The sequence below is a fragment of the Arthrobacter sp. 05T420 genome, from assembly GCF_056396305.1.
In genome coordinates this window covers 143832-167824 of record NZ_JBFTLG010000009.1, presented here as the reverse complement: position 1 = coordinate 167824, position 23993 = coordinate 143832, and the positions used below count along the sequence as shown (strand labels likewise).

Below are 23993 nucleotides of genomic sequence, written 5' to 3'. Positions count from 1 at the left end.
GCAGTCCTCCTCTTTTTTGCCCAGTCTACCGCCGGGGCGCGTCGTCCGGGCCTGGCCGTGTGGCAACGATCAGTTCCATCATGGACGCGTGCAGCTGGCCGACCTGCTCACGCGTCAACTTCAGCCGGGCCATCATGATGCCCGGGACTTCGGTGGCTTGCTCTCGAAGGGCGGCTCCGCGCGGCGTCAGCCGGACATCTAGGGTGCGTTCGTTGCCCTCCATCCGCTGGCGGGTGATGAAACCGGCAGTCTCGAGGCGGCGCAGCAGCGGCGAGATGGTTGCCGGCTCCTGGGCCAGCGCGTCACTGATGTCGCGGACGGACCGTGGGCTCGCTTCCCAAAGGCACAGCATGACGAGGTACTGCGGGTGCGTCAGGCCGAGCTTGTCCAGGACGGGCTTGTAGGCGCCCACCACGCTTCGGGAGGCCACCGTCAGGGCGAAGCAGAGCTGTTGTTCCAGGAGGAGGTCGTCCTGGGCTGCCCGGGCGTCCTGCACGTCCTGCGCGACGTGTCCGCCCTGGACGTCCTGCCCGCCCTGGATTGCTGGGGTTCCTTCGGTCACACCGACTCCTTCAAATGATTAGTGCACTAATGATTAGCGTACACTGGGAGCATTGACTTATTCTCAGGAAAGGATAGCCATGGCCAAGGAAAACGCCGTCGAGAGATTCATGCGGGCCACCGGGAAGTTCCGTGCAGTGTTCGGGCCAGCCAACCGCAGTTCACTCGGCCACGAGATGACCGAGCAGAACAGGCGGCTGCTGGCAATGCGCCAAGCCGAGACCCAGCAGTGGGAGACCGTGCACCGCCCCGACGGCAGCACCTACGTGGTGCCCCGCAACCCCGACGACAAATCCCTGCGTTAGGTCCCTTTTAGCGGCATCCCACCCGGGCCATTTCCCGCCGTCGGGCGTAAAATGAGGGCACTGACACACCGCTGTGCAGGATCCTGAACCACCCGGGACGAGGAAAGGGGGTGGAACTAGTGACACGTGCGGTCAGAGCATTCATGGAAAAGACCGACAAGCTGAAGCTCCTGTTCGGACCCGCAAATCGGGGCGATACCGCGGCGCCGGTAGTTCACCAGCATGACGACTTCGAGCACGCCTCGGAGGACGACCTGGCAGGCTTCGAGGTCGAGACGGACGCGCAGGGGCACCACTACGCTGTCCGGAAAACGGATCTCTGGAAAGAAGAGATCTGACGAGGCCTGTTGCGCCCGTCCCACTCGTGCCGGGGGAACCTGGGTTCGGGGCATCCGGGCGGCGGCGTTCCACGCGGTCGCGTGGAACGCGGCGCCAACATGCGGATGCGGCCGAGAACGGGGAACGCGGACACAGGCAGGCGGAGATGGGAAGGGAGCGGCAGGCGCCGCTCCCTTCCCATCTCTATGCGTCCGGGTTTCTGCCCGGGTGCGGCTAGCGGCCCGTGCCGCCGTAGACCGTGGCTTCGTCCTCGCTGTCGAGGTCAAACGCCCTGTGGATGGCGCGGACAGCGTCGTCCAGCAGGTCCGCGTGGGTGACCACGGAGATGCGGATCTCCGAGGTGGAGATCATGTTGATGTTGATTCCGGCCTCGGAAAGGGCCGCGAAGAAGCGCGCGGACACTCCCGGGTGCGAGCGCATGCCGGCACCGATCAGCGAGAGCTTGCCGATTTTCTCGTTGTATTCGATGCTCTCGAAGCCGATCCGTTCCTGCGCGGCGTGTAGTGCGGCCAGGGCTTCAGCGCCCTCGACGATCGGGAGCGTGAAGGAGATGTCGGTCCGGCCCGTGCCATGGGTGGAGACGTTCTGGACGATCATGTCGATGTTCGAGTGGGCGTCCGCGATGACCTGGAAGATCGCCGCCGCCTTGCCGGGGATATCCGGTACGCCGACCACCGTGACCTTGGCTTCGGAACGATCGTGTGCAACGCCGGAGATGATTGGCTGCTCCAAGGCAACTCCCTCTTGAGTCGTGATCTTGTCGTCGGCGCCTGGCAGGACCCAGGTGCCTTCGTTCTGGCTGAATGAGGATCGGACGTGCAACGGTACGCCGAAGCGGCGGGCATATTCGACGCAACGCAGGTGCAGGATCTTAGCGCCGGATGCGGCCAGTTCCAGCATTTCCTCGCTGGAGATGCGGTCGATCTTCTTGGCGGACGCGACGACGCGCGGGTCGGCCGTGTAGACGCCGTCGACGTCGGTGAAGATCTCGCACACATCGGCGTCGAGCGCCGCGGCAAGGGCCACCGCCGTCGTGTCCGAACCGCCGCGGCCGAGCGTCGTGATCTCGTTCGTTGTGTGGCTCATGCCCTGGAATCCGGCCACAATCGCGATGTGCCCCTTGTCCAGGGCGGTGCGGATGCGGTGCGGATCGACGTCGATGATCCGGGCCTTGCCGTGGATGCCGTCGGTGATCATGCCGGCCTGGGATCCGGTGAAGGACTGGGCCGAGGCGCCGAACTTGTTGATGGCCATGGCCAGCAGCGCCATGGAGATGCGTTCCCCGGCGGAAAGGAGCATGTCCATTTCGCGGGCCGGGGCGGAATCCGTCACCTGCCCGGCGAGGTCAAGGAGCTCATCGGTGGTGTCGCCCATGGCGGAGACCACCACTACGACCTCGTCGCCGGCGTTATGGGCGTCCACGACCCTCCGGGCGACGCGCTTGATGCCCGCCGCGTCCGCCACCGAGGAACCGCCAAATTTCTTCACGACAAGGTGCTTCGTGGCGGCGGCCGAGACGGGCAGCGTCTGCGATCCGGGCTGGATTTCGGTAGTGGGCAAACTCATTCGCGCACCCTCACTGGAGCATCGGGGTTCTGAGCCAGGCAACCAAACGGCGCGACGGCGTAACTTCTCACCCCAGTTTATCGCCGTGCCGCCCGCGCCGTTGAATTGTGACCGAATGGCAGACACGCCGGGCCTGTCTCAACTGGACATTCCCCTTGGCGGCTCCTGGGAGTGGACATGAGGGGAGAGGGCGCGGCGCAGTGCGGGCAGCCAAGGCCTTCGCGGGGGCATGCTCGACGCTGCCGGTCAGGAGTGGACATGCTCTCCCGTTTTAGCGGGACATGCTCAATCTTGGCGGGCAGGAGTGGGCACTACGGCAGTATGTCCATTCCTGGATGCAGGCACGGGGCATGTCCTCTGGTGGAGCAGGTGAGTGCGTGCGGGAGAGTGGGCCAGCCACGGCCTTCGCGGGGCATGCTCGACGCTGCCGGTCAGGAGTGGACATGCTCTCCCGTTCCGCGGGAGATGCTCATTCTTGGTGGGCAGGAGTGAGCATGAGGGCAGTATGTCCGTTCCTGGCTGCGGGCGCGGGGCATGTCCGGTGGGCTCTAAAGCGGGCGCAGGTGGCAGGTTCATTCGTGGGCGTGGGCGTGGGCGTGGGCGTGGGCGGGGGACATGTCCATTTTTGGGCGCTGGCGCGGGGCATGTCCACGGGTGGGGTGTGGTGGGGTGGAACCACGACGCCGGACTGCGGCACTGCCGCCCGTGCCGGCAGCCGGTCGGAGAACGCTAGCCGCGGTCCAGCCGGTAGCGCCAGGACGGCAGCTGCTTTCCCGCCGTGTCCTCGGCGAGGGGGAAGAAATGGTCCTTCCGGAAGCCCAGGCTTTCCAGCAGCCTGCGCGAGGGAAGATTGGGCTCGTAGACCCCCGCGAAAATGGTCTCGCTGCCGCGGGCGCTGAAAAGCCATTCGACCAAGGCGCCGGCGGCCTCCCGGCCGAGGCCGAGCCCGTGGTGGTCCGGGTGCAGCACGTAGCCCAGACTGGCTGCCTCTGCCGGAATCCGGCCGGGCGCCGGTGGCTCCTCCGTGTTCCATGTCCGGCCGTCCCCAACTACTTCACCGGTGGCCCGGAGCTCGATCGCCCAACCGAAGTGAAACCACTCGGCAGTGGAGGCTGCCGCGGCGGTCAGCGCCTGCTCGAGCCGGGCGCGGTTCTGCGCCCGGGTGAGCGGACCGTGCGACAGGTAGCGCGTCGCCGCAGGATGGGCGCGGAATCGGAGGAGAGCGCGGGCGTCGTCTGCTGTCAACGGACGCAACAGCAAACGCTCGGTGAGGAGCGGTGCCGGGGTGTCACTGCCGGTCGCTGCCACGAGTCCGTCAGCTCAGCGCGTTGCGGCGGCCCTCGAAGGCCCTGCCGAGCGTGACTTCGTCGGCGTATTCCAGATCCCCGCCCACGGGCAGGCCCGAAGCGAGCCGGGTGACAGCGATGCCGATCGACTTGAGCATCCGGGCAAGATACGTCGCGGTGGCCTCGCCCTCCAGGTTGGGATCGGTGGCGATGATGATTTCCTGGATGGCGCCGTCGTTGAGCCGGGTCAACAACTCCCGGATCCGGAGCTGTTCCGGACCGATGCCGGCAATGGGATTAATCGCGCCGCCCAGCACGTGGTACCTGCCGCGGAACGACCGCGTGCGCTCCACCGCCAGGACGTCCTTGGATTCCTCGACGACGCAGATCACCGTGGGATCCCGGCGCGGGTCGCGGCAGATGTTGCACAGTTCCTGCTCCGTCACGTTCCCGCACACCGTGCAGAACTTGACCCGCTCCTTCACCGAGGTGATGGCGTCGACGAGCCTTTTCATGTCCTGCGGATCCGCCTCGAGGATGTGGAAGGCCAGCCGCTGGGCAGACTTGGGCCCCACCCCGGGAAGGCGTCCGAGCTCGTCGATCAGCTCTTGAACTGCACCTTCGTACACAATGTCCTCGTTCGTTTGGGGTGGTGCCGGGGCCAGCCGGCAGGGGGTCTGCTAGAAGCGGGGCGGCAGCGGGCTTCCATCCAAGGAGCGCTCCTCCACCAGTTTCCCGCCCAGAATACGCTCGACGGCGGCGCGGCCGAAGACGCCCGATTCCTCGATGGTTTCGTCGTCGGCGCTGGGGATGTCCTGCACGTACACGGTGGTGGCGGCAGCGCGGGCGGGGGCTTTCGCCCGCCCGGCCTCGGCTTCGGGGCTGTTCGACAGGCGCTGGTACAGGCTTTGCCGGCCAGCCGGGGCGTCGGCCTCGGGAGCGGTGGTCACCGCAACAGCCTCCGCGACGGCCGCGGCAGCAGCGGCAGCCACGCGTGGCGCAACGGACTCCGCGACAGCCGGCATCGGAGCCGCTTCGGCGCGGGCAGTGTGTTCGGAAGTCAGTCCGGACGTCGAGGACAGGACGCCCGCGTACTCGGGGATCTGTGCCGCCGCCGGTTCGTAGTGCACCGGTGCCGGCTCGGGCTCGGGGGCCGCGGGCTCGGCATCCGGAGCCGTGTATCGGCCGAGGTTCGAGTCGCTGCCGACCGTCCAGACCCCAGGTGACTGCTCGACGGCGCGGGCCCACGCGTCGGCCGACGGGTCCTGGCCTGCGTCCGGTTTCCCGGCGGGGGATGCCGCGGCCTTGGATATCTTCGAAGCCGGGGATTTGCGGGCTGGAGCCGCTGCCGCGGGCTCGGCTCGGTGCGGCGTAGCGGCGGGTGAGGGGTCCCAGTCCATGGGCGGTTCTTCGTCCAGCGGCGGGGCGTCCTCGTCCCGGGGCGGTCCCCAGTCTTCATCAGGGTCGGCATAGGAACTGGAAGCCTCCGAGGGCCCGCCCGCCTCGACGGCAGGCTCGACCGGCTCGGCCGCAGGGGCAAGCGCCTGGAGGTCTGCCGCTGGCTCAGCGGCCGACATGGTTGGCGTCACCGGCGGTGCGGCGGCGGGGACGTAAGGCGGGGCCGGCGCCCCCGCGGCGATGCCTTCTGCGGGTTCGTTGGCCGGAGCTGTGGGGGGCTGGGGAGCGGGGCTCAGGCCCCAGGCGACGTCGGCCGAAGTTGCCGCCGTCGGCGTCGCTGCCGGAGTCTCCGGGCTAGCCAGCGCTTTTGGGTTTGGCTCAGAGCTCGCTGGGCTGTTGCTGCCGCCGGCCACGGCCCGGATCTGGCAATCGATGCCGATCGTCTTGTGGATCGCCTGCCGGAGGTTGTCGGCGTGGTCGGCCCGGCCGAAGGCCCCCGCTAGCCCCGTGGTGGTGAATGCCAGGGTCAGGACGTGGTCCTCGAAATGGCCGACCTGGGCGTTGGGTTCCACCAGTGCCCAGGTGCTGCGTTTGATCTTGGTAAGCGTCTGAAGGACTTCGGGCCACGCGCGGCGCAAGACCTCCACGTCTGTTCCAGGGCCGGCCGCAGGACCGGGAACCGGGCTGGGAACCGCGGCAGGCGCCCGGCCAGCGTCGGCGGGCTCCGGACGCGCAGGGACGGAGGGTGCAGGGGCGGTCGCGGCAGTCTGGGGCGCGGCTTCCTGTGCGGGCTCGACTGACGGGGCCGCAGCCGGGGCAGTCTCTGCCGGTGGCAGGACGGGCGGAAGCGCGGCGGAGGGAACCGGCGCGGGCCGGCCGGCCGCCGCGGGTTCGTCTACCGGCCAGTCGCTGGTGCTGACCCGCGGTGCCGTCAGCGGTTCCCGCGCAGGCTCGTCGCGCCGGGCGGGTACGGGGGCTGTGGCAGGCGGCGGGGTGGACACGGCAGTGGCGGTTGCGGGCGCCGGGGGCGCGGGCGACGGCGCAACGGGCATCCGTGCAGTGGGCGCCTGGGCGGCAGGCGGCTGGGGAGAAACCGTCTGTTCAGGGCGCGAGGGCGGAACGGCGGCAGGTGCGGGAGTGCCGGCGAGGGGAGCTCCGACGTCGTTCCCGGCGTAGTTCAACCGCCGCTCGACGCGATCGATCCGGGCCGCGATGCCGCGCTCGGTCTGCTCGGAGCTGGGCAGCAGGATGCGGGCGCACAGCAGTTCCAGATGCAGGCGCGGCGAGGTGGCCCCGGTCATGTCCGTGAGCGCGGTGTTGGTGACGTCCGCGGCGCGGGAGAGCTCGGCCGCTCCGAGGTTGTGAGCCTGGTTCTGCAGGCGTGCGATCTGGTCCGCCGGCATGCCGCGGAGGATGGACTGGGCGCTTTCTGGCATTGCCTGGACGATGATGAGGTCGCGGAAGCGTTCCAGCAGGTCTTCGACGAAGCGCCGCGGATCGTGCCCGGTCTGGATGACCCGGTCCACTGCGCGGAACACCGTGGCCGAATCCGACGCGGCGACGGCCTCGACGACATCGTCCAGCAGGGAGGCGTGCGTGTAGCCGAGCAGGGCCACCGCGAGTTCGTAGTCCAGGCCGTTGGGTCCGGCGCCGGCCATGAGCTGATCCAGCACGGAGAGGGAGTCGCGGACCGAACCCCCGCCCGCGCGGATGACGAGCGAGAGTACACCGGGGGCCACGGGGACGTTCTCCTGGGTGCAGAGCAGCTCAAGATACGCCATGAGCGGCTCCGGCGGCACCAGCCGGAAGGGGTAGTGGTGCGTGCGGGAGCGGATGGTGCCGATGACCTTGTCCGGCTCCGTGGTGGCGAAGATGAACTTGATGTGTTCCGGGGGTTCTTCGACGATCTTGAGCAGGGCGTTGAATCCGGCCGACGTGACCATGTGGGCTTCGTCGATGATGAAGATTTTGTAGCGGTCCCGGACCGGGGCGTAAGTGGCCCGTTCGCGGAGATCGCGGGCGTCGTCCACGCCGCCGTGGCTGGCGGCGTCGATCTCGATGACATCGAGGGAGCCGGAGCCGCCGCGGGCGAGTTCGACACAGCTGGGGCACTTGCCGCAGGGGGTGTCCGTGGGGCCCTCGGCGCAGTTCAGGCAGCGGGCAAGGATGCGGGCCGAGGTGGTTTTACCGCAGCCGCGGGGGCCGGAAAAGAGGTAGGCGTGGTTGACGCGGTTCTTGCGCAGGGCCGTCATCAGCGGCTCGGTGACATGCTCCTGCCCGATAACGTCCGCGAACGAATCGGGGCGGTATCGACGGTAGAGGGCGGTAGTAACAGTCACAGATAAACCCTACCAATCGGCACAGACATAAAAGACCCCTCATGCACCCGCCAGAGCCCGCTTACCCTTGCTACCTTCCGGTCCTGGGGGAGTTCAACAGGATGACGCCACATGAGGGGCCGTCAGCAATATTACCTGACGATTGGGTGTGCCTCGAATTGGCCGGGTCTGGCCCCTCCTCCGCGGCGGGACATGCCCTTTTTTTCGGGGGCAGGACTGGATGCACTGGGATTATGTCCAGTTTTCGAACGGGCCGCGGGGCATGTCCTGTGGCGGGGGTGGGGGAGGGCGGGGCATGCCCATTTTTCGCGGTCAGGACTGGGCCATTTGGGATTATGTCCAGCCCCGATGCTGGCCGCTGGGCATGTCCTGTGGCGGGGTGGGGCAACGTGGGGCATGTCCTTTATTCGCGGTCCAGGATCGCGGAGCCGGAGCGGCGGGCAGTGCTACGGGATTATGTCCAGCCATCGTGCCAGCTGCGGGGCGTGTCCCGTCGTGGGGTGGAAGAGCGTGGGACATGCCCATTTTTCGCGGTCAGGACTGGGCCATTTGGGATTATGTCCAGCCTTCGCATGCGGGAGGGGGCATGTCCCCGGAAAAGCCCCTGCTCCGGGCGGGGAGGGGCCAATTGGGCGAAGCTGGAAAGTTCAGGTATTCTAGTATCTGCTTTTGATTCAGAAGCAACTGGAGAATTCGCCTAGCGGCCTATGGCGCACGCCTGGAACGCGTGTTGGGTTAACGCCCTCGGGGGTTCAAATCCCCCATTCTCCGCGGTTGGCCCCGGTCCTCGGACCGGGGCCTTTTTGCGTCCTCAGGCTTTTGCATCCTGTGAGGATATGGCCAAGAATGCGTCCGCGGTCCGGTCAGTGGCACCGCCAAGGCTTCGCCGACCCGAGCCCACACCAGCGCCCAGGCTCATGCCCCGCCAGCTGGCCCGGTCCGTCGCTCGGCCCCAACGCCCTGTCCGCCGGCCCCTGGCACCGCCAAGGCTTCTCCGCCCCGACCCCACACCAGCGCCCAGGCTCAGGCCCTGTACCCCAGCCGGCGCAGGCGGGCCCGGGCAGCCTGCTCGCTCGGACCCATCCGGCCCAGCGCAAGATGCACCACCCCGAGCGTGACCCGGGTGGCCAGGGATACCGGAAGTGGAATCGGGCCCAGCCGGGCGGTCCGCAGCCCCAGCAGCTCGCGGTACCTGGGTTCGAGGCTCGTCACCGCGGCCGCGAACAGCACCCGGTAGCCAGGCCTGAGCGCGGGGTGGAGGGGCGGGTCGCGAATGAACGCCACCGTTTCGGCGACCCGTTCATCGCAGCGGAGCTCGCCGTCGTCGTACCAGCGGTCCAGCTGCTGCCGCATTTCCGCTTCGCTCAACGGCGGGGCCTCCACGCCCATCAGCCTGCCGGCTTGGGCCCACTCACGAACATAGGCATCAGGGCCGCCAGGGATCGGCCGTCCCCATAGTTTGTGGGCAGAGAGGAAGGCATCGGTGAAGGCAATGTGAACCCAGCGGAGCAGTTCGGGATCGTTGGCCGCGTAGCTGCGCCGGATGCCGTGGCCGTCCACAAATTCTCCCCGGACCGTCCGGTGAAGCCGCAGCACCCAGTCCGACGCCGCCCTGGCCGTATCCGTGGAGCCATAGGAGACGGTAAAGATCCAGCGGATTGTGCCCGCCAACCGGCCCAAAGGGTCCTCGCGGAAACGGGAGTGATCGTGGACTCCGGCCAACGCGCCCGGGTGGAGCGCCTGCATCAGCAGTGCCCGGATTCCCGCCACGATGGTTGGCATGTCACCGTGCACGGCCCAGACTGCCGAGCCGGGTAAGTGGTAGCCGGTGTCGTCCCCCTCGGCAAGGCGCGGCACCCACTCGGGCACGGCATCGCGCGTTCCGGTGAACGTCTGTTTGAGCTCGGCCTGCCATTCCCTAAGGACATTGCGCATCCCTTATTCTTACCCGGCTCGGCGGTGCCCGGCACCTGTAACTCCCCGGTGGACTACTGGGCCGCCACCGGCCAGCTACTGGGGATATCCGCGGATCTCCGATTCGTACAGCAAAAGGAGTACGCGGACGGTTCACAGACCCGGCCGTGTGTGGTCACATAGGGAGGTGAGTTCGTGAAGATTGGGGTCTTGCGGACAGATTGCGGGAGTCACATCGTGGGAAAACACTGGGGAAACTCATCGAGTGAGCAGTCAGCAAGGTCACGGACCATTGCCGTGCGCTGCGTGTCCGGAGGACTGTGCCTGTCTCTGGCCGTTCTGGCGTTCGGTGGCTTTCAGGGGCTGAACGCGCACGCGCCTTATGGGGCGCCCGCCGCCGTGCCCACCGCCGCCATGCCGCCCTCCGGCGCCGTCGGACCTGCACCCCTGGACACGCTGGCCCACTCTGCGGCGACCGCTGCCCCGGGGACTTCAGGCACTGTCACCGCAGACGCCCAGGCGCTCCTGGCCTTCAGCCGCAGCACCGTGGACACGGTCACCAAGCAAGGAGTGCGGGGCGAGCTCAATGTGGCCGAGGCGACCCTCAGCCGGCCCGCGGCCGGTTTCCTCATGTCCCCGCTGGAATCGCTCGTGCCCACGTCCCCGTTCGGGCTGCGAACCAGCCCCCTGACGGGGCACGCGGGCGAGTTCCACTGGGGCCAGGACTTCGCGGCACCCTGCGGCACCCGGGTCTACTCCGCCGACGCCGGTGTGGTGAGGGCCGTGGGGTGGCACCCATGGGGCGGCGGCAACCGCGTGGAAATCGACCACGGCAACGGTCTCATCACCACGTACAACCACCTGGAGGCGATCGCGGTCAAGAAGGGCGACTCCGTGCGGGTGGGGGAGGTCATTGCCCGGGTGGGGACCACCGGATCCTCCACCGGCTGCCACCTTCACTTCGAAACGATCCTCAACGGCTCCCACACCAATCCGCTGGACTGGACGTTGCTCCCCATCAAGCAGGTGGACCAGCTTGGCACGATCGACATGATCAGTTACGCACCCGACGCCGGCAAGGCAACCAACGCGGGGATTGGCTGGGCGATTCCTGTCCGGGAGGACCTGACCCACGTGGTGGCCGGCGGCGCACAGGAACAGCCTGCCGAGGTGGCCGCCCATCCGCCAGCGAGTGCCTCACCTGCAGCTACCGAAGCCGCCGCCGACTCACCCTCGGCAAAGCCTTCCGCCACCCCGACGCCGACGCCGTCCGGCACGGTCCCCGCGAAGCCGACCCCGACGCCGTCCGGCACAGTCCCCGCGAAGCCGACCCCGACGCCCACCGGAACCACGCCTGCGACCCCGACGCCGTCGGCAACTCCCTCCGCGACGCCGACGCCGACGCCGTCGGGAACTGCCTCCGCGACGCCAACGCCGTCCGGTACCGCTCCCGCGACGCCGACGCCCACACCAACCCCGACGGCAACAACCCCCGCCAAACCGTCAGTTCCGGTGCCGGTCATGCCGTCGGTACAACCGACGACCTCCGTGCCAGCGACGCCCTCCAAGCCCGCGTCTGCCTCCGCGACCGCGACCGAGGCCGCGGGCAGCACAACTCCCGTGGCGCCACCCAGCCGGCCCCTTGCACCGGCCCCGATCACTGTGCGGCCGGGCCCTGTCACGGCGCCGGCCGATAAGCCGAAGCCGACGGCGGTGACGCAGTCGGCCACAACAGCAGTGACAACAAAGGCCTCGCCGACGTCGACGCCCACGCCGAGCCGCTAGCCGCCGGCAAAGCCCGTCCGTGCACGGCGGCGTGCGTGACCGTTGCCCGCGCACGGCGCCCGCGAGGTGCCCGACCGCGACGGCGTACACCAGTGTGCCGGGTCCAGGCCACGGGCCCAGCGGGGGATGCGCACCCATACCCGCACGGCTCGGTGCCGAATAATGGGGGGACCAGTTACCACCTGCTCCGAACCATCGACATCGCGAGGACTCGCCCATGACAGCTCTGCACTCCATTCCCCTGACCCTCATCGACGGGACCGAGACCGATTTTGGACGGTTCAGGGGAGAGGTGGTTCTGGTGGTCAATGTGGCGTCCGAGTGCGGTTTCACGCCCCAATACGCAGGACTCGAGGCGCTGCACAACGAATTCCGCAGCAAAGGCTTCCAGGTCCTCGGCGTCCCCTGCAACCAGTTCGCCGGACAGGAGCCCGGCGGCGACGCCGAGATCGCCGAGTTCTGCCAGCGCAATTTCGGCGTGACTTTCCCGCTGACAGTCAAGGCCAACGTCCGGGGAAAGAACCAGCACCCGCTCTATGCCGAGCTCACCAAATTCAAGAACGGACTCCTGCCCGGCCTGGTGAAGTGGAACTTCGAGAAGTTCCTCGTGAACCGCGACGGCGAGGTCATCGCCCGCTTTGCGCCCACCGTGGGGCCGGACTCACCGGAGATCATCGAGGCTGTTCAGTCCGCCCTGGACTAAAACAGCCCGCCCGGACATACGCATCCGCGGCCTCTATCCCTCAGCATGCTTACCCCCTAGACTGGCCGAACCCTCCAACGTTCCGGGCACATCCACGGCGCAGTCACCCCTGACAGCCGCCCTTCGGCAGTGCTGCCGAAGTGTCCGTACGGAGGGCGCATCAAACAACTTCGTCTATCACAGCAGGGCCCCGTGCGGGTCCGTGAACGCAGGAGGAATGAGATGACAGGGAACAAAGCCGTTGCCTACAAGGGGCCGGGAAAGGTCGAACTGATAGACATCGACTACCCCACCTTTGAACTCAAGGACGGCCCGGGGGTGAACCCCGCCAACGTCGGCCGGCAGGTGCGCCACGGCGCCATCATCAAGACCGTTGCCACGAACATCTGCGGCTCCGACCAGCACATGGTGCGGGGGCGCACCACGGCCCCCACTGACTTGGTGCTTGGACACGAGATCACCGGCGAAGTGGTGGAAGTGGGCCCGGATGTTGAATTCATCAAAGTGGGGGACATCTGCTCCGTCCCGTTCAACATCGCCTGCGGGCGCTGCCGGAACTGCAAGGAACGCAAGACGGGCATCTGCCTGAACGTTAACCCCGACCGGCCCGGCAGCGCCTACGGCTATGTGGACATGGGCGGCTGGGTTGGCGGCCAGGCCAACTATGTCCTGGTGCCGTACGCCGATTGGAACCTGTTGAAGTTCCCGGACAAGGACCGTGCCCTTGAAAAAATCATGGACCTGGCCATGCTCTCGGACATCTTCCCGACCGGATTCCATGGCGCGGTCACGGCGGGCGTCGGCGTCGGCTCCACCGTCTACATCGCCGGGGCGGGCCCCGTAGGCCTGGCCGCTGCGACCAGCGCCCAACTGCTGGGTGCCGCCGTCGTAATTGTGGGGGACCTGAACGCGGACCGTTTGGCCCAGGCGCGCAGCTTTGGCTGTGAGACCGTCGACTTGAGCAAGGGCGGCCCGGCGGAGCAGATCGAGCAGCTCCTCGGCGTCCCGGAAGTCGATTGCGGCGTTGATGCGGTGGGCTTCGAGGCCAAGGGCCACGGTGTCGGAGCCCAGGAAGCCCCGGCAACCGTCCTGAACTCCCTCATGGAAGTGACCGCCGCCGGCGGCGCCCTGGGCATCCCCGGGCTCTACGTCACCGGTGACCCGGGCGGCGTGGACGAGGCTGCACAGAAGGGCTCGCTGTCGCTCAGCCTCGGAACGGGCTGGGCGAAGTCGCTCAGCTTCACCACGGGACAGTGTCCGGTCATGAAATACAACCGGCAGCTGATGATGGCAATCCTGCACGACAAGGTACACATCGCCAAGAACGTCAACGCGAAGGCCATTACCCTGGAGGACGCGCCGAAGGGGTACGCCGAATTCGACGCCGGCGCGGCGACGAAGTTCGTACTCAACCCGAACGGCTACCTGAGCTAGCCCGAAACCCGCACCCGGCGGCACTGCCCGCCCCGCCCCGTTGAGCTGGGGTTTCGGCAGTGCCGCCGGGCGCCCGCGCCCCCGCATATGCCTGCGGGAGCATATGAGGGTAGGCCTCCTGTTAACGCACGATTTTCCAATATGCCTGTCCCAGTTTTTACATTGTTTGCCCAATGTCTGGTTGGATAGTTATTACTGAGAGGGACACTGGAGGCACCGCTTCCACCCAACCAAGAAGGTAGCAATGGAGCGCATCGAGGCCGAGCACCCCCGGCCACGTCATTTCCTACTTCACCTGAGCGACCCCCACTTGCTGGGGGGTCCGCAACCCCTGCACGGCGTCGTGGACAGCGAAGCCCTGCTCCGGCAGCTCTTCGAGGAGGTCCATGCCTCGGGGGCCCGCCCCGAAGCGGTGATCTTCACCGGGGACCTCGCTGATCTCGGGGAACCGGAAGCCTACGCCAAGCTCCGCGCAATCGTGGATCCGGCGTGCAAAGCCCTGGGGGCGAAGGTCATCTGGGCGATGGGCAACCACGACGACCGGGCCAATTTCCGGGCCGGGCTCCTGGACCAGGCCGACAACGACGCGCCGGTGGACTACAGCTACTTCGTCAACGGGCTGCGCATCATCACCCTGGACACCTCCGTGCCCGGCTTCCACCATGGCGAACTAAGCCACGACCAGCTCGATTGGCTTGCTGCTGAACTGGCCACACCGGCCCCGGACGGGACCATCCTGGCCCTGCACCACCCGCCGGTGCCGTCCGTGCTGGACCTGGCCGTGCTCGTGGAGCTTCGGGGCCAGTCTGCGCTGGCCGGTGTCCTGCGCAACTCCGATGTCCGCGCCATCCTGGGCGGCCACCTGCACTACTCGACCACCGCGACATTCGCCGGCATCCCCGTGTCCGTGGCCTCAGCCACCTGCTACACCCAGGATCTGAACGTTGCCGTGGGCGGCACCCGCGGCCGCGACGGCGGGCAGGCGTTCAATCTGGTTCACGTCTACGAACACACGATCGTGCACTCCGTGGCGCTGCTCGGCGACACCCCGGCCGTCGGCGAGCTTGTCTCTCCTGCGGAAGCCCAGCGCCGGCTCGCCGCCGCGGGGATTTCGATCCCGGAGAAGGCCAAGCTCGAGGCCCCCGCCCGGACGGCGGCGCATCCCAAGTTCACCACCCTGAACTGACTCATGCGCCGGCTGGCGCACGCCCCAAACCGGCGCGGCGCCGGCTTTGGTCACGGTTCGTTACTTCTCCCAGGGCGCCTTGATGGGGTAGTACTTCTCCAGGAAGTCCGTGACCAGCTCGGCCCGCTCTTCCGCCGGGACCTCCGGGAAGCTGCCGTCGTTGAGGCAGAAGAAGTCCATGTTCCGCTTGGCCAGGAGCTTGGGAAGGTAATTCAGGCCCGCTCGCGCCGTGGTGTCCACATATCGCACCCTGGCAGCGGTCTGGGTCACGGCCCGGCCCGTGAGCAGCGCATAGTAGTGGTAGAACGAATTGGTCACGGAGATGTTGTCCGCGGCCCGGAACGTGCTCGCGGCGGTCTTGGCAAATTCGGCCGGGAACTCCTGTTCCATCTGCTCCACCACGCTGCGCCGCAGCGGAGCCGCCGTGTGCTCCAGGTGCCGGGTGGTGATGCGGCCAAAGCGGTTCCAGAGCAGCTTGCGGTTCACCCGGGCGGCGTTCTCAAAGCCGCTGCGTTCGGCATCGTTGTCGCCCAGCCCAATCCGGGTCTCGGCCTCGATGAACTTCGTGATGCCGCCGGGGGTGAAGAACATGTCCGGCCCCACGGCGCGGCCGAAGAACATGTCGTCGTTCGAATACAGGAAGTGCTCGGAGAGGCCCTCGATGTGGTGCAGCTGGCACTCCACGGCCTGGGAATTGTGCGTGGGCAGAACCGACGTGTCGGCGAAGAACTCTTCGCTGCGGACGATCGTCACGCCTGGGTGTTCCGCCAGCCATGACGGCGTGGGGGAGTCCGTGGCGATGAAGATCCGGCGGATCCACGGGGCAAACATGTAGATCGAGCGCAGGGCGTACTTCAGCTCATCGATCTGGCGGAAGCGGGCCTCGTGGTCATCTCCCTCGCCCACCACCACGCCGGCCATGCGGGCACGGCGGGCCGCGATGTACTCGGGGGAGCTGCCGTCAACCCATGAGAACACCAGGTCGACGTCGAAGCTGATGTCGCTGGCATGGTCCGCGAACATGTTCTCAATGGTGGGCCACGTGTGACCGTAGCGTTCCACCGTGCCGCGCACCGCGTCCTGCGCCAGCATGGTGCGCCGCGTCAGGGAATTCTCGATCGGCAGGATCAGCTGGTCGCCCTCGAAGCTCCACAGCTCCAGCTGGACGCCGGCGGAAGCGCCGAATTCAAAGCCGCCCTCCGGCTCCACCCTGGGCCGGTACAGCCGGAAGATCCGGGACTGGCGGTTCGGCGACAGCTCGCCGTCGGCCACCAGCACGGCGGACTTCTTCTTGGCGTCCACGCTCATGGAATAGAACGGCTCGTCGCGGCACGCCTCCACGAGGGCGTCGCGGAGTTCCTTGCGGTCCTTCCAGTCGACTGCGATGACCGGGCGGTGGTTGTTGCCGCGGACCAGCAGGTAGTTGAGGCCGGCGTCGGCCAGAACAGCGCGCAGGAACATCAGGTCCTCCACCATGGCCTGGTACGGCGTGCGGTTCTCGTTGATCAGCGCATAGCGGCCGCGGCGACGGACAACATCGGAGCGGGTCCGGAATCTGGCGACGGCGGCCGCCGACGTGATCTCGGCGTGGGCATCCGCGGATGCCTGGCTGCCATAGTAAATCTCGTCTTGGATCGCTGCTTCGGTAATGTCTGAGCTCCCGCTTCTTTGAGTGCGTTGGTGTCTACTTGCATGATAACGCGGGCCTCAAAATTGCCGCGGAAAACCGGCCGGCACCCGGGTGCATGACGACGGAATGTGACGACCGACCGAGACAGTGAAATGTGACGGCGGAACGGGCCTCAGCCGGTGACGACGGCCAGCCAGTGGTGCAGGAAGGCGGCGCCGGCGTCGTCGTGGATGACGTCCTCGGCCAGCCCCAGATCGGCAGCAGTGAGAACCTCGTAGGGCTTCACCGGGATGCCGTCCGCGGGCCGGACGTCCACGTGCTTCACAGCGTGATCGTTGTGGTGCAGCCAGTCGGCCATGGCGTAGTCCGTGCGGGAATCGCCCACCGTGCGCCAGGCCTGGGGCGTGATGCCCTGGGCGGCCAGGAACTCCACAGCCCGGCTCGCGCCCAGGTCCTTGCCGAGCCGGACCGATTCGATGTCGGTGGAGATGATGGTCGGATCGACACGGAAGTCGACCTGGTCATCCGAATCGGGGACGTGGTGGTCCAGCCGCACCACGCCGAGCCCGTGCCGGGCCATGAGGCCCATGGCGTCGGCGTCGAAGAGTCCCTGCTCGGCCAGGTAGTCAGAGCTGGCGACGGCAATGTGCTGTTCCACGGAGACCATGGCCCGCTTGGTTTCGTCGTAGAACATGTGGGCGGAGTAGTCCTCGGCGACCAGCCGGCGGACGTCGTCGCCGAAGGCCTCCGGGATGGCGAGCTCACGGTCCACGTGGACCGGGCCGGGGCCTTCCGCGGTGTAGCTGAACCAGACGGCGCCCTTCTCGCAAATAGCGTGGATGAGGGTGCCGGCGGGCATGCCGGCAGCGATCATAGGTTCCATGACCTGCTCGCGGATGAAGGCGTCGGACCGTCCCGTGTTGAAGATGACCGGCACACCGGCAGCGGCCAGGGCCACCAGGTCCGCGATGATGCCGGGCTGCACAACGCGGGTGACCGGGCTCGCGACCGGACCGTCGACGTCGAGCAGCAGCGCCAGCAGGGGAGCCGACGGCGACGGAACAGGGGCAGTCTCGGGTGAAGTCATACGGCCATTCTGTCAGCCGCGCGGAGCGTTTGCGTGAACTGTGCAGAAGATCGACGGGCCCGCGCCCGATGTGCGCTGGATGTGACTGGCGGCAGGGCCTCGTGTGACAGATGGTTACTGTTTGGCCACAACCTCTCGCCGCCCGTGGACTTTGATTCCTTCGGGCGTCCAAGTTCCATAGGCTGGCATGGTGATATTCAAAGCTGTGGGCGAGGGACGCCCGTACCCCGACCATGGTTACACCACGCCCAAGGACTGGGCGGCCCTGCCGCCGCGTCCGGTTCGGCTCGATGAGCTGGTGACCACTAAGCGCACCTTGGACCTTGAGGCCCTGCTGGCCGAGGACTCCACGTTTTTCGGAGACCTCTTCCCGCACGTCGTGGAATACCGCGGCGTCCTCTACCTTGAAGACGGTCTGCACCGGGCAGTCCGCACCGCATTGCACCAGCGCACTGCAATCCACGCGCGGGTCCTCGTGATAAATGGCTAGGAAGCCGCGAGACCTCAGAGTTCTGCACGGGCACCGCGTTATCAGTGGCTCCGAACTGCGGGCCACTTTTGTGGAGCAGGAAGATGCGGCAGACAATCCCGTCCGGCTGCGGCGCAGGATCCTGCACGGCGTCGTCCTGGTGATGCTGGTCGGCCTGATCGCGGCGGCGATCGTGGTGGCCCTCGCCATCATGAACGGCCAGATCAAACTTCCCGCGACGGCGGAGCGGAGCAAGGCGGCAGTATCGGTGTGCCCGAAGGCCACCTACGACTACACTCCGCCGGGTAAGGTCCACGTCAACATCTACAACTCGACCAGCCGGCCAGGGCTGGGCCGGACCGTGGCCGATCAGCTTGCGGCGCGGAAGTTCCTGGTGGGCGCCGTGGGGAACACGACGTCGAGCTACCGCGGGGTGGCGCTGATCGTCTCCGGTGCCGCCGGCCAATCGGCCGCCTTCAGCGTCCAGCGCCACGTGCCCGGCTCGGACTATGTCCAGGACAGACGCACCGACCCGAGCGTGGACGTCATCGTTACCGGCGACTTCAAGGCACTGGCCAAGCCAGAACTCGTGGACCAGACGCCGGGCCAACTCAGCTGTCCTCGCGAGAACCGGCGCATCGTGGATGACTCCACGGTGCCCATCACGCCGAAGGCCACGCCGGCAGCCTCGCCGAAGGCGGCGGGCTAGGGCACGCAGGGCGCCGGAATCAACTGGTCTCACGGTCCGAGAACCGCAGTTCGGGCGACGCTGTCAGAGCGCAGCTCCGATGCCGCAGCTCAGCTGGTGGCGCGGACCGGCCGGCCGTCGTCGTCGAACCTGGCCCCGGCCCCCAGCTGGATGAACCGCACCGTTCGGGCCAGCCGCGCCTCGGCCTCGGCGTCCTGGCCCGCCCCGTCGCCCCGGGCTGCGCTCGAGGAGAGCGTGCCGTGGATGAGTTGGGCGAGCTGGCCGATGTCCGACTCGGGTAGGTAGCCCTGGGCCATGCCGTCGCGCAGGATGCCCCGGAGGAGCACGCTGAGCTCGCCCACGTGGTCCGCGAGTTTGGCGAACGACGACGGCGAGAGTACCGCCGCCATGGCCGGCCCCGGCGGCAGGTGGCGCCGGCTCAAATCCTCCACCTGGGCCCGGACGTACACGGCAAGCCGCTCCACCGGGTTCTCCAGCGCATCGAGCGATTCGCGCAGGTCCAGCAGGAACCGCTCCGTCTCGTCCAGGGCGTAGGCGATCAGGAGCTCTTCGATGTCCGCGTAGTAGTTGTAAACGGCGGTCCGGCCGATCTGGGCGTGGCGCGCGACGTCCGTCATGGTCAGGCCGGGCAGCCCGTGGGTGAACAGGAGCTCCCCGAAGGCGGTCAGGATGCGTCGCTGGGTCTCGGCACGTTGGGCGGCGTTGCTCGCGGCCGAAATCCTAGGCATACGGACACTTTAGCGCGATCTGTCACTAAAGCGGCCGGGTGGCGGGCTGTGACACGGCCGGGGCGGCTGACATTTCCGCTGCTCGCACACAGCCGGCTGAGCATTGCGGCACGCAACCGCAGCCTCCGCCGGGCGGCACGTCGTTCAGGTCGGGCTTCCCGGCAGAGCACCCCACCCTATAGCCGGTGCCATAGGTCGCGGAGGCCGGAACCTGACGCAGGTCGGCGATGCGTTGGGGCGATGCGTTGGACGTGTGGCTGTTGGCGCACTTACGCCGACTGGCGGCCGCCCCGTCGTCGGGATGGCCGCCAGTTTCAATGCTCTGTTGGTGTTAGTGCTCCGCTTCCGCGGCAGCCTTCTTGGCGCTTTTCTCGGCGTCCTTCTCGGCGCGCAGAGCGTCCGTCTCGTGCTGTTCCTCGGCTTTTTCCTGGTGGATGACCTCTGCGAAGAGCTTCTCCATCTCCTTGGCCACGCCGGCGGCCGAGGCCGGGTTCTGGCCGGTCACCAGCCGGTCGTCAACCACCACCTTCTCCTCAAAGACATCAGCGAAGACGTGTGTGGCGCCCTGTTCCTCAAGTCGGTCTGCCAAGAAGAAGGGAATGACCTTGTCCTTCCCGACGGCAACCTCCTCGTCGTTGGTGAAGGCGGCCACCCTCCGGCCCTCGACAAGGCGAAGCCCGTTCTTCAATTCGACGTTCAACAGGCCGGCCGGTCCGTGGCAGACCGCGCCCACCAAGCCGCCGGCGTTGTAGACGCTGGCCACCAGATTGTGCAGGCCTTCGCTGTCCGGGAAGTCCCACATGGTGCCGTGGCCGCCCACGAGATAGACGGCGTCGTACTGGTCGGCATCAACGACGTCGACGCGGGCAGTGTTGTAGAGCCCTGCGCGCGTGGTCTCGTCCTCCGTGAAGGCGACCTGGATGGGATCTTTTGAGTCCACCTCGTCGCGCGGGGGCTGGCCGCCCTGGATGGACGCAAAGTCGACGAAATGCCCGGAATCCTTGAAGACCTTCCAAGGATGTGCAGCCTCGGCCACGTTGTAGCCGGTCTTTTCGCCGGTATCGCCGATCTCGGAAACGCTGGTCAGTACCATGAGGATTTTCTTCATGAAGTGCTCCTTTCGTCCACCTTCCACCCTACGCCAAGCCCAATTCGGGGCTCCCTCCCCTTTGAGGCGGTGGTAGTCCTTTGCGCCTCGAATCGCCTGTGCAAGGCGTCCTCGGCCGCAGTCAGATATTAGGATTCGATGTCGGCGGCGGCAATGGCCCTGTCCGTGAGGATGGGCATCATGCCGAGCAGCGCGAGGGTCAGCATCCCCATGATCGCGAACATGAGCTGCAGGCCCAGCCATTGGGCCAGCAGGCCGCCAGCTGCCGCGCCAAGCGGCATCGTGCCCCACGCGAGCAGCCGGTAGGCGCTGTTGATTCTGCCCAGCAAGCGGTTGGGAGTAATGCGCTGGCGCAGGGATACGGTGATGACGTTCCACAGCACGATCAGAATGCCGCCCACAAAGAGGATTGGGCCAAGAACATAGGGGTTGTCCGTCAGGGCGGGCGCACCGACGAACAGGGAGACCCCGAAGACAGCGAGCGTCAGCGACTTCGACCGCCCCAGCCTGGCCTCCACCCATTCGGAGATGAACGAGCCAACGAAGGCGCCGAGAGCCGAAGTGGTCAAAAGCAGGCCGAACCCCACTTCGGACAGTTCCATTTCTGAAGCCGGACCCACGGCAAACAACACCAAGACCGCGAAGGCCGCGCTGGAGGCGAAGTTGAACACCCCGGTCATCACCGCGAGCGTGCGAAGGATCTTCTGGTTCCAGAGGAACCGCAAACCTTCACCAATGTCGAATCGCAGTGTCGTCTTCTGCTCCCGCTCCATGCGAAATGCACCCGGGATCAGGAGCAGGCCACCGACGGCGGCAAGCCACAGCGCCGCTGGCACGGCAAGGCCCGCAACGACGCCGATGGCCACCAGCAGCCCGCCCAGAGGTGGGCCAATGAATTGGTTGGCGGTGAGCTCGACGGCGTAGAGCCGGCCGTTGGCGCGCGACAGTTCGTCCCTGTGCACCATCTGGGGCATGATCGACTGCGCGGAGGTGTCGTAGAGCGTTTCGGCCACACCCACCATCACAGCGACTACGTACAGAGCTCCAATGGAGCCGAAATCCAGCAGGATGACGGCCGCCAGCACGGCGGGCAGCAACGCTCGGCTGAGGTTGGCCCACACCATGAGCCTGCGCCGATCCAGCCGGTCCGCCAGCGCTCCGGCAGTCAGGGCGAAGAGAAGCCAGGGAAGCGTCGCAGCGACGGTCAGCCCGGCAACCAGCGTGGGCGACTGGGTGAGCTGAATGGCAAGCAGCGGGAGCGCGATCTTGAAGACGCCGTCCGCGAGGTTGGACAGCCCGGATGAGGTCCATAGCTTCCAGTAGGACGCACCCAGGGGCGCGCGGCCCCGTTCCTTCACCTGAACAGCGGGAACAGTCATACGTGAACCATTCCCTATTGATTGAGAAAATTCAAGGTGGTTGAGTCTAGTAAATCAATTTGTAGGATGGGAACATGACGGACGCAGAGCAGACCAGCGCGGACAAGAAAAAGCCCGTCGCGAGCGCCCGGGAAATCAAGGCGCTGGCCCATCCGCTGCGCTTGAGGATCCTGCGCCTGTGCGGGCTCCACGAACTGACCAACAAGCAACTCGCTGACCGGTTGGACCAGGACCCGGGGACCATGCTCTATCACGTGCGGCAGTTGCTCTCCACCGGCTTCCTTGAACCCGCGGAGGTCCGCACGGGGCCCAGTGGTGCGCTGGAGAAGCCATACCGTTCCACGGGGCGGTCCTGGAATCTGGACACCGCTCTGCGTGAAGCCGGTCCGGACGGTCCGCTGGCACCGATCGAGGCGTTTCGGGAAGAGCTGACGGAAGCAGGGCCGGATGCGCTTGCCAGCCTCTCACGCTTCGTTCTGCACCTCTCCGAGGGGGATGCTGAGGACCTCATTGCGCGCATCGAAGCTGTGCTGAACGAATACACCGACAGTGACCGGCAGCGATCGGACCAGCCCGCATACGGCGGCATCTTCGTCCTGCACCGCTCGCCAGACTAGGTGGCCCTCCGCGAAGAGCCGCTTGCCCGCAGCCCTATTCGTAGATGGTGGGGATGGCCGGCTGGCCGGGCTGCAGCCTGTCCACCACCCGGGGCAGCTCTGCCATGGAGGCCGTGTGCCGTTCCCGCGCCCGCCCTACCGCGTCCGGCCCGGTCCAGCCCGGCAGGATCTCGCCATCCTTCATGAACTGCTGCAGGAGGGGGCGGTCGTTCCCGCCGGCGCCCGGCGGGTGGCCGACGCCGAGGACCTCGTGGGTGGCCGTGCCGCGGTCATCGAGGCGGCGCACGGCGAATTTGCGCCCTCCCATGTTGATCTTGTCCGTCGAGGTCTTCGCCACGGCAGTCAGCTCACCGGAGTCCCCGGCGCGGCCCACCAGCTTGTAGACCATCCCGGCCGTGGGCGCCCCGGATCCGGTCACCAGCGACGTGCCGATGCCATAGGAATCGGCCGGGGCAGACCGGAGCGCGGCGACCGAGAATTCATCCAGATCCGAGGTCACCACGATCCTGGTGTGCGCATTGCCGAGGCTGTCAAGGAGTTCGCGGACCCAGCATGACTGGGCCACGAGGTCACCGGAGTCCAGCCGGATCGCCCCGAGTTTGTCTCCGGCGAGGGCGACGGCGGTGCGGACGGCCGCTTCGACGTCGTACGTGTCCACCAGCAGCGTGGTGCCGGGTCCCAGCGAGGCCAGCTGCGCCGCGAAGGCCTCGCGCTCGGAGTCGTGGAGCAGCGTGAAGGAGTGGGCGGCGGTGCCGATGGTCCGCAGGCCATAACGCCGTCCGGCAGCCAGGTTGGATGTGCCGGAAAAGCCGGCGATCACGGCTGCGCGGGCCGCCGCGGCGGCGGCTTCCTCGTGCGTGCGGCGGGAGCCCATCTCAATGCAGGGCCTGCCGCCGGCGGCACTGATCATCCGGGACGCGGCCGAGGCGATGGCGCTGTCGTGGTTCAGCACCGACAGGACGTAGGTTTCCAGGACGCAGGCCTCGGCGAACGTCGATTCGACGATCAGGACGGGGGAGTGCGGGAAATACGCTTCACCCTCCGGATAGCCCCAGATGTCGCCGGAGAACCGGAAGGCGGCCAGCTGATCCAGCGTGTCCTCATGGACCACGCCGGTGCTGCCCAGAAAATCGAGGTCGTCCTGCTCGAAGCGGAAGTCAGCGATCCCCTCAAGGAGCCGTCCGGTGCCGGCCACGATGCCGTACCGGCGACCGGCCGGCAGCCCCCGGGCAAAGGCCTGGAAGACGGACCGGCGGTGCGCGGCTCCGGAGTGCAGAGCCGCCTGGAACATGGTCAGCTCGTAGTGGTCGGTAAACAGGGAGGTCCGGCGTCCGCCCGGGCCGGCCGAAGTGTCCATGCTCCACTCTAGGCCGGGCGTGGCCGCCTGGCCCCGGGGAGTCACCGGTGAGGGTTTACGCGCCCGCCAGGGCGGCGAGTTCGCCGGAATGCG

The 23993-nt window shown here is 67.2% G+C and carries 21 protein-coding genes, 1 tRNA gene and 1 other RNA gene; 10 read left to right on the top strand and 13 right to left on the bottom strand.

Annotated features, from left to right (window positions below):
- Positions 1-25 precede the first annotated feature (25 nt).
- Entirely contained in the window at positions 26-496 is a 471-nt protein-coding gene (locus AC1DEM_RS10905; RefSeq protein ID WP_476884418.1) for a MarR family winged helix-turn-helix transcriptional regulator, read from the bottom strand.
- 145 nt (positions 497-641) lie between these two features.
- Between AC1DEM_RS10905 and AC1DEM_RS10900 the strand changes: the two genes are divergently transcribed.
- The gene (locus AC1DEM_RS10900; protein ID WP_476884384.1) at positions 642-866 is read left to right on the top strand and encodes a hypothetical protein; all 225 of its coding nucleotides are present in this window, start codon (positions 642-644) and stop codon (positions 864-866) included.
- Positions 867-1009: 143 nt separating this feature from the next.
- Positions 1010-1204 (top strand): hypothetical protein, encoded by a 195-nt coding sequence (locus tag AC1DEM_RS10895; RefSeq protein WP_476884383.1) that lies wholly within the window; start codon positions 1010-1012, stop codon positions 1202-1204.
- 214 nt (positions 1205-1418) lie between these two features.
- Here the strand turns inward: AC1DEM_RS10895 and AC1DEM_RS10890 are convergent, their stop codons facing one another.
- The 5 genes from AC1DEM_RS10890 to ffs all read right to left on the bottom strand — a co-directional run bounded on the left by AC1DEM_RS10890 (position 1419) and on the right by ffs (position 7918).
- Complete coding sequence (locus AC1DEM_RS10890; protein WP_476884382.1) at positions 1419-2771, bottom strand: aspartate kinase; 1353 nt, start codon at positions 2769-2771, stop codon at positions 1419-1421.
- Between the two features lie 729 nt (positions 2772-3500).
- The gene (locus AC1DEM_RS10885; protein ID WP_476884381.1) at positions 3501-4025 is read right to left on the bottom strand and encodes a GNAT family N-acetyltransferase; all 525 of its coding nucleotides are present in this window, start codon (positions 4023-4025) and stop codon (positions 3501-3503) included.
- A 61-nt stretch (positions 4026-4086) separates the two neighbouring features.
- A complete protein-coding gene (gene recR, locus AC1DEM_RS10880) occupies positions 4087-4686 on the bottom strand; it encodes a recombination mediator RecR (protein WP_476884380.1) in 600 nt (199 codons plus the stop codon).
- A gap of 51 nt (positions 4687-4737) precedes the next feature.
- Entirely contained in the window at positions 4738-7794 is a 3057-nt protein-coding gene (locus AC1DEM_RS10875; protein WP_476884379.1) for a DNA polymerase III subunit gamma and tau, read from the bottom strand.
- A 27-nt stretch (positions 7795-7821) separates the two neighbouring features.
- An RNA gene (gene ffs / locus AC1DEM_RS10870) (signal recognition particle sRNA small type) lies at positions 7822-7918 on the bottom strand.
- Between the two features lie 562 nt (positions 7919-8480).
- Between ffs and AC1DEM_RS10865 the strand changes: the two genes are divergently transcribed.
- A tRNA-Ser gene (locus AC1DEM_RS10865) sits at positions 8481-8565 on the top strand.
- Positions 8566-8817: 252 nt separating this feature from the next.
- Here AC1DEM_RS10865 and AC1DEM_RS10860 read toward each other — a convergent pair.
- Positions 8818-9729, bottom strand: coding sequence for an oxygenase MpaB family protein (locus AC1DEM_RS10860; RefSeq protein ID WP_476884378.1), 912 nt, complete (start codon positions 9727-9729; stop codon positions 8818-8820).
- Between the two features lie 285 nt (positions 9730-10014).
- On the opposite strand from AC1DEM_RS10860, the gene AC1DEM_RS10855 reads away from it, so the two are divergent.
- The 4 genes from AC1DEM_RS10855 (at position 10015) to AC1DEM_RS10840 (ending at position 14816) form a co-directional block, all read left to right on the top strand.
- On the top strand, positions 10015-11493 hold the full coding sequence (locus AC1DEM_RS10855; RefSeq protein ID WP_476884377.1) for a M23 family metallopeptidase: 1479 nt from the start codon (positions 10015-10017) through the stop codon (positions 11491-11493).
- A gap of 217 nt (positions 11494-11710) precedes the next feature.
- A complete protein-coding gene (locus AC1DEM_RS10850; protein WP_476884376.1) occupies positions 11711-12196 on the top strand; it encodes a glutathione peroxidase in 486 nt (161 codons plus the stop codon).
- 222 nt (positions 12197-12418) lie between these two features.
- Positions 12419-13630 carry a formaldehyde dehydrogenase, glutathione-independent gene (fdhA, locus tag AC1DEM_RS10845; protein WP_476884375.1) on the top strand — a complete coding sequence of 404 codons (1212 nt, stop codon included), beginning with the start codon at positions 12419-12421 and terminating at the stop codon, positions 13628-13630.
- Between the two features lie 244 nt (positions 13631-13874).
- On the top strand, positions 13875-14816 hold the full coding sequence (locus AC1DEM_RS10840) for a phosphodiesterase (protein WP_476884374.1): 942 nt from the start codon (positions 13875-13877) through the stop codon (positions 14814-14816).
- Between the two features lie 60 nt (positions 14817-14876).
- On the opposite strand, the gene AC1DEM_RS10835 is transcribed toward AC1DEM_RS10840, so the two are convergent.
- Entirely contained in the window at positions 14877-16277 is a 1401-nt protein-coding gene (locus AC1DEM_RS10835; protein ID WP_476884373.1) for a stealth family protein, read from the bottom strand.
- A 341-nt stretch (positions 16278-16618) separates the two neighbouring features.
- Positions 16619-17533 (bottom strand): Cof-type HAD-IIB family hydrolase, encoded by a 915-nt coding sequence (locus tag AC1DEM_RS10830; RefSeq protein ID WP_476884372.1) that lies wholly within the window; start codon positions 17531-17533, stop codon positions 16619-16621.
- Positions 17534-17723: 190 nt separating this feature from the next.
- On the opposite strand from AC1DEM_RS10830, the gene AC1DEM_RS10825 reads away from it, so the two are divergent.
- Both AC1DEM_RS10825 and AC1DEM_RS10820 read left to right on the top strand, forming a co-directional pair.
- Positions 17724-18023, top strand: a complete 300-nt coding sequence (locus AC1DEM_RS10825; RefSeq protein WP_026266597.1) for a type II toxin-antitoxin system VapB family antitoxin — start codon at positions 17724-17726, stop codon at positions 18021-18023.
- The gene (locus AC1DEM_RS10820; protein WP_476884371.1) at positions 18016-18711 is read left to right on the top strand and encodes a LytR C-terminal domain-containing protein; all 696 of its coding nucleotides are present in this window, start codon (positions 18016-18018) and stop codon (positions 18709-18711) included. The genes AC1DEM_RS10825 and AC1DEM_RS10820 overlap by 8 nt, the downstream gene beginning before the upstream one ends.
- 89 nt (positions 18712-18800) lie before the next feature.
- On the opposite strand, the gene AC1DEM_RS10815 is transcribed toward AC1DEM_RS10820, so the two are convergent.
- The 3 genes from AC1DEM_RS10815 to AC1DEM_RS10805 all read right to left on the bottom strand — a co-directional run bounded on the left by AC1DEM_RS10815 (position 18801) and on the right by AC1DEM_RS10805 (position 21926).
- A complete protein-coding gene (locus tag AC1DEM_RS10815; RefSeq protein ID WP_476884370.1) occupies positions 18801-19439 on the bottom strand; it encodes a TetR/AcrR family transcriptional regulator in 639 nt (212 codons plus the stop codon).
- A gap of 331 nt (positions 19440-19770) precedes the next feature.
- Entirely contained in the window at positions 19771-20547 is a 777-nt protein-coding gene (locus AC1DEM_RS10810) for a type 1 glutamine amidotransferase domain-containing protein (protein ID WP_476884369.1), read from the bottom strand.
- Between the two features lie 128 nt (positions 20548-20675).
- A complete protein-coding gene (locus AC1DEM_RS10805; protein WP_476884368.1) occupies positions 20676-21926 on the bottom strand; it encodes an MFS transporter in 1251 nt (416 codons plus the stop codon).
- Positions 21927-22000: 74 nt separating this feature from the next.
- Here AC1DEM_RS10805 and AC1DEM_RS10800 point away from each other — a divergent pair, with 74 nt between their 5' ends.
- Positions 22001-22543 carry an ArsR/SmtB family transcription factor gene (locus tag AC1DEM_RS10800; protein WP_476884367.1) on the top strand — a complete coding sequence of 181 codons (543 nt, stop codon included), beginning with the start codon at positions 22001-22003 and terminating at the stop codon, positions 22541-22543.
- Positions 22544-22577: 34 nt separating this feature from the next.
- Here the strand turns inward: AC1DEM_RS10800 and AC1DEM_RS10795 are convergent, their stop codons facing one another.
- A complete protein-coding gene (locus AC1DEM_RS10795; RefSeq protein WP_476884366.1) occupies positions 22578-23900 on the bottom strand; it encodes a nicotinate phosphoribosyltransferase in 1323 nt (440 codons plus the stop codon).
- Positions 23901-23993: the final 93 nt, after the last annotated feature.